At 41.8% G+C, this 5,960-nt stretch carries 6 protein-coding genes; 3 read left to right on the top strand and 3 right to left on the bottom strand.

The window, feature by feature from the left end; genetic code table 11:
• Nucleotides 1-98: 98 nt before the first annotated feature.
• Both J8L97_RS22255 and dnaQ read right to left on the bottom strand, forming a co-directional pair.
• On the bottom strand, nucleotides 99-1,460 hold the full coding sequence (locus tag J8L97_RS22255; RefSeq protein WP_211052869.1) for a TIGR03503 family protein: 1,362 nt from the start codon (nucleotides 1,458-1,460) through the stop codon (nucleotides 99-101).
• An 11-nt stretch (nucleotides 1,461-1,471) separates the two neighbouring features.
• Nucleotides 1,472-2,179: a DNA polymerase III subunit epsilon gene (gene dnaQ, locus J8L97_RS22250; protein WP_192508109.1), complete on the bottom strand. Its 708-nt coding sequence runs from the start codon at nucleotides 2,177-2,179 to the stop codon at nucleotides 1,472-1,474.
• A gap of 70 nt (nucleotides 2,180-2,249) precedes the next feature.
• On the opposite strand from dnaQ, the gene rnhA reads away from it, so the two are divergent.
• A complete protein-coding gene (gene rnhA / locus J8L97_RS22245; protein ID WP_192508110.1) occupies nucleotides 2,250-2,720 on the top strand; it encodes a ribonuclease HI in 471 nt (156 codons plus the stop codon).
• Here the strand turns inward: rnhA and J8L97_RS22240 are convergent.
• Nucleotides 2,717-3,478 carry a class I SAM-dependent methyltransferase gene (locus tag J8L97_RS22240; protein WP_192508111.1) on the bottom strand — a complete coding sequence of 254 codons (762 nt, stop codon included), beginning with the start codon at nucleotides 3,476-3,478 and terminating at the stop codon, nucleotides 2,717-2,719. The genes rnhA and J8L97_RS22240 overlap by 4 nt on opposite strands.
• Nucleotides 3,479-3,534: 56 nt before the next feature.
• Between J8L97_RS22240 and gloB the strand changes: the two genes are divergently transcribed.
• The gene (gene gloB, locus J8L97_RS22235) at nucleotides 3,535-4,302 is read left to right on the top strand and encodes a hydroxyacylglutathione hydrolase (protein ID WP_192508579.1); all 768 of its coding nucleotides are present in this window, start codon (nucleotides 3,535-3,537) and stop codon (nucleotides 4,300-4,302) included.
• An 84-nt stretch (nucleotides 4,303-4,386) separates the two neighbouring features.
• Nucleotides 4,387-5,958 carry a LysM peptidoglycan-binding domain-containing protein gene (locus tag J8L97_RS22230; protein ID WP_211052868.1) on the top strand — a complete coding sequence of 524 codons (1,572 nt, stop codon included), beginning with the start codon at nucleotides 4,387-4,389 and terminating at the stop codon, nucleotides 5,956-5,958.
• The last annotated feature ends 2 nt before the right edge of the window (nucleotides 5,959-5,960 follow it).

The raw sequence follows: 5,960 nt of genomic DNA, 5'->3' as shown, positions 1-5,960 counted from the left end.
GCATTATTCTTGCTGTTAGGTTGCTCCCTGACAGCGGCGTGAATAATACGAATGGACCCCTTTGGAGTCAACAGTTTTTTTGCAATTTTCCTTCTTTTTTAGTCATCTGACATCGAAAGGTTCAAAATATCACCTGATTTATCATTTTTTGAGCCATTCCCATCTGACTTTTGATTCTCTATTTCTGTTTCTTCTATTTCAAGTTCTGACTTTTTCTTAAATGAAGGCAATTTAAAGCGCAACTTAATGGGTTTATTTTGAACAAAAATACGAATAGCCAACCAACCAAACAATAAAACCATCAGATTGCCAAACAAAATAATCGCAATCATCGTGCCTGAACTCATCGTATCATCAACTATTTCTGCTGCCTTTTCTTGGTCCGCCATTTTTTGTTCAGCTAACGGTAGCTCAGGTACCTTTTCTATTGGTCGCTCTATTTCAAATTTATACATCGGCAATGTTGCCATGAACTCTCGACCATTTACATTTTCACCAAACGCCGAAAGCTCAATACTATATCTGCCCCAATCATAATTTTGAATCATGACTTTTCTATATAATCGCGCTTCTTCATTTAAGGTGAACATTTTCTCTTCACCATTCGGATAAAAGATTTTCCCCTGAAAAATCACCGTCTCAGGTTTAACAATATCTTGGTCAATTCGCAGTAATAGCTCGTGTTCTGACTCTTTGTCCGTGGCAAGTTCTAAATGATAGTCAAAAGGCGGCTCAGCAATAATAAGCGGCTCTTTAACAACTCTGCGTTTTAGTATCGGAGTTTCTATGAAAAATTCAGGTTGCCACTCCCCCGCAGGGAAACTCAACTTAAACTCTCCAGTAAAAATACCATCCATCGGCCTTTCATCAAACTCTCGACCATCATCTTTAAATGCAGTGACGCTTTGTGTCCCTGCTCCAAAGTTTGCATAGTTATTATTATTGGTACTGGTAAATTCGACAAATAAACTCACAACATCGCGAAAATAACCGGTTTGTATCGGCTTGCCGTCATTGGTGATATGGCCACTGACTTTTAACGTTTCCCCTCTAAACAACAAAGGAGGTAAAGGGTCTACATGAAGTTCAACTTCACCCAGCACCATAATTCGACTATTCGGCTGTATACTACCAACCACTTGCCAAGGTCCGGGGGTCGGGTTTGAAATGGTTATGAGGTCATAGCTTGGTTCATCAAACCAATCAAGGTTTTCATTTTTAAGGGCTTGTGGCGCGTAGAGCTTACTGCCATCGGGTTTGACTAATACAACCGCTGGCGCTCCTCGGGTTCGAAAAAACAACAACGTAATTTTGTCGACTTTATGATCAATTCGAAAGCGATTGTCTAGTAGCGGAATTTCATTAATTTTTCCATTTCGCTGTAAAAGCGTGATGGATGGCAAAGCTAACGCACCAAACCCTATGGCTATTAGCAAAGCCCCCACAATTAATCGCCTCATAGTTTACCTCATTATTGCTGCCATATCGTATTGCCATCTTTATTGACCACTTTCAAGCGTTCTTCGTGAGCAACTACTTCATCGGCACTTGCCAAAATAACTTTAAGTGGTTGTCTATCAGCGCTTAATCTTATTATATCGCCTTGCTGTTTATTGCCACCGGTTTCATTACCCGATGCTAAATTGAGTTTTTTCTGCCCCCCGGTCATACCGAGATAAACATCAGCAAGAATTTCAGAATCCAGTAATGCGCCGTGCAACGTTCGTTTAGCATTATCAATATCATAGCGACGACATAGCGCATCTAGGTTGTTCTTTTGACCTGGATGCAAGTCTCTCGCCATGACTAAGGTATCTAATACTTCGCAGTAATCGTGTGTCAGCGGGTAACCTTGGTTTAACATCGCAAATTCATGATCCATAAAGCCGACGTCAAAGGGCGCGTTGTGGATCACCAATTCAGCTCCCTTAATAAACTCAAAGAACTCGTGTGCAACATCTTGGAATAGCGGCTTGCCCTTTAAAAACTCATTCGTAATACCGTGCACATCTATCGCTTCTTCTTCAATACTACGTTGAGGGTTTATATACACATGAAAGTTATTACCGGTTAAGCGGCGATTTACAAGCTCTACACACCCTATCTCAATAATACGATGGCCCGATTTAGGGTCGATACCCGTTGTTTCTGTATCTAGGACTATTTGTCTTTTTAACATTTCGTCAGTAACCTAACTTTGCTATTGTTAGCATTCAATATCTTTATTCTACATAAAAACAGGTCAATTCGTGCAAAAAACCGTAGAGATTTATACCGATGGGTCATGTTTAGGTAATCCAGGTCCTGGTGGTTATGGTATTTATATGAGCTATAAAGGCCATGAAAAGACATTAAATCAAGGGTATCAACTCACCACAAATAATCGAATGGAAATGCTTGGCGCAACGGTTGCGTTAGAAACATTAAAGCACCCCTGTCGTGTTATACTTTATACCGATAGCCAATATGTCAAACAAGGCATTGAATCTTGGGTCGCAAACTGGAAAAAGCGCAACTGGAAAACAGCAGCCAAAAAGCCAGTTAAAAATGTCGACTTGTGGCAACGGTTAGATTTAGCTTGCCAGCGCCACACCATCCAATGGAAATGGGTAAAAGGCCACAGTGGCAACAAGTACAACGAAATAGTTGACGACCTAGCCCGTGAAGCTGCTTCTATGGATGACTTATTGCCTGATAATGGTTACCAGCCAGACGCTTAATTCTCTTCCTGAAATGACTCTCTAGATTGCCTTACTCTCGCACTTTTCACGGCTGGGGCCCATTTAGGACGAGCATGCCATTTCGGCTTAATCGGGGTTAATGGCGCAACACGCTTCCTTGCCACTAGCAAGTAACAACTCCCCATTGGTTTCAAATAATGGCGACAAAAATGTCGCCAAGGCGCAAATCGAGACAATCGACTACCTCGGGCTAAAGAGGCATGAATAAAACGCTCATCCGCTAATATCTCAAACCCCAATAAATCCAACCAATCTTTTACGCGTGCTGGCGTAAAAAAGCGTCCTGACCAAGGCAACTTTTGACCACTAAATGGCAGGCAATGAGCAAGGCCACACAAACTAAATGGGTTAAACCCAGAAATGACGATATACCCGCCTGGGATCAAAGTGCGGTGTGCCTCACGTAAAATATGGTGTGGGTCTGAATGATACTCCAAACAATGGCTTAGAATACATGCATCAACACTGTGTTCAGAAAAGGGTAATTCATCAATTTCAGCCACAACCCCCACATGTTGCTGCGATGTAGGGGCGACACAAACTTGATGCTTAATGGCGCTTTTTGACGTATCGAGTTGGCCACTTAAACCTCCAAGCTTAAGCATATGATAACCAAACATTCGCGTTAACCATTTCCCCATTCGCCGCTCAATGCCATACCGTACATAGTCCCCATGTGGAAAATCTTGCCAATTAAGAGGCTTTGGGCCTTGTTGAAAACTGAGTGCTGGTTTCATCGTTAGAGCTTGCTCGCTATACTATTGCTAACGTTCACTTTATAGAGCAATTAACCATGGCGCAAGTAGAGCCAATCAATGCATTTGATGACAATTATATCTGGGCTATTCGAGACACCGATAAAAAACAGGTTTGGGTTGTTGACCCAGGTGATGCTGAGCCTGTGCTTTCATATCTCGCCCAACATGACGCAACCCTTTGCGGTATTTTGATCACACACCACCACTGGGACCATACCAATGGTGTTGCTGAACTCACTCACGTCTTCCCTAACACCAATGTATATGGTCCTCAGAACTCCAAATTTAAAGGGATCACACACGCCCTGCGAAATGGTGATAGCCTCACTGTTTTTGAACACACTTTCAGTGTACTCACGACACCTGGCCATACATTAGATCACATCTGTTACTGTAATGATGTATTGTGCTTTACGGGTGATACGCTGTTTAGCGCCGGATGTGGACGATTATTTGAAGGCAGTGCAGAGCAAATGTGGCACTCATTTAAACTGTTTTCACAGTTCAATGACAACACCCTAATTTATTGCACACATGAATATAGCGCTGCGAACTTAGCATTTGCTATCGCAGTAGAGCCTGATAATAACGATATCAAAGCACACATTGAATGGGTCACTACACAGCGTAAAAATAATTTACCCAGTCTACCAACTCGTTTTGGTATTGAACGAAAAATCAACCCATTTTTGCGCTCGGATCTACCACATATGTTGCATCACTTACCTCATGATGTAACAGTGAATAATCTTACGCCTTGGCATAACTTTGCAGCTCTGCGATTATGGAAAGACCAATTTTAGTCAGCACAGGCTCAGCACAGCTCTTTAAACTTATCTTATTTACAGGTAGTATTGGCGGGTTTTTGCCCGAATATATAAAGAAATATGACTAAATCACCTATTTTAATTGTACTGGTAGCACTGTTAAGTGGTTGCCAAACATTAACATCAACGATTGAACAACGCGTAGAAGCTCAAGTATTAGATAACGCAGCAAGTCCGCATGAAATTAGTGAGACATTACTGAGTGCAATCCAAGCTCCAATTGAAGTAGATGAGCCCCCCCCGGTCTTTGACGACGTATGGGAACGTATTCGCTACCAGCTTTCGATAGAAGTGCCGCAAAACAGACCTGTGGTTGCTGAGCGTAATTATTATCAACGGCACCAGCGCTATATGGATAGAATATCAAAACGCGCAGAACCTTACCTCTACTTCATTGTTGAAGAAGTAGAGAAACGTGAAATGCCCATTGAAATTGCCCTCCTACCAATCGTAGAAAGCGCATTTGACCCTTTTGGTTATTCTCATCGTAGTGCCTCGGGTATTTGGCAGTTCATGCCACAAACTGGCGAGCGTTTTAACTTAAAGCAGAATTGGTGGTATGACGGACGACGAGACATTGTTCAATCAACCCGCGCAGCACTTGATTACTTAACTTATTTACATAAAACCCTTGAGGGTGATTGGCTCAATGCAATCGCGGCATACAACTCAGGTGAAGGTCGACTGCTAAAGGCCATTCGCAAAAACCGCAAAAAACATTTACCCACCGACTTTTGGTCTTTAGACTTGCCAAGAGAGACAACCGCGTATGTACCAAAGTTACTCGCTTTATCTGATCTTTTGAAGCGTCAAGATGAATTCAAAGTAACCTGGAACCCCATTATCAATGCCCAAGTTGTTGAGACCATTGATGTTGACTCTCAAATTGATTTGGCACTCGCAGCGCAAATGGCCGATATTACTTTAACTGAATTATATCGACTTAACCCCGGATTCAATCGCTGGGCAACAGACCCTGATGGGCCTCATATCTTACTACTCCCATCAGATAAAATTGATACATTTAAAACAAAATTAGCCGTTACGGAAGCTAAAGACCGTTTAAGGTGGCAATATTATACCGTTAACCGAGGTGACACACTGTCTGTGATAGCGAAAAAATTCTCAACCAGTTCCAGTGCTATTCAATCTTTAAATAAACTAAACAGTCATATTATTCGCATTGGTCAAAAACTACTCGTGCCTTTAAGTGATGGAGAATTGAAAAGTGAGCACTTACCATCACAAGTCAGGATGGCGGTCAATAAGAATCAAAAAAGTAAAAAAAACCATGTTGTAAAAAGTGGCGATACGCTGTGGGATATCAGTCGAGAATACGATGTAACGATTAAGCAGCTTGCCAGTTGGAATAAACTTAAAACGCAATCGGTATTACGATTAGGGCAAAAATTAACGGTTTACCAAAACACCAAAAGCAAACCAAATACCACGCTTGTGAGTACGTCTCGCACTATTACTTATAAAGTCAGACGCGGTGATTCATTAGCCCGTATTGCCAGCAAATTTAATTTAACGGTGCAAGAAATCATCAAATGGAATAACCTCGCTGGCCAAAAATACTTGCATCCAGGTCAAAAACTGAAATTAAAAGTCGATGTGAAACGTACCTAGCA

The sequence above is a fragment of the Pseudoalteromonas sp. MMG012 genome, assembly GCF_018100875.1.
Lineage (GTDB): Bacteria > Pseudomonadota > Gammaproteobacteria > Enterobacterales > Alteromonadaceae > Pseudoalteromonas > Pseudoalteromonas aurantia.
This window is presented reverse-complemented; position numbering and strand designations above follow the sequence as displayed.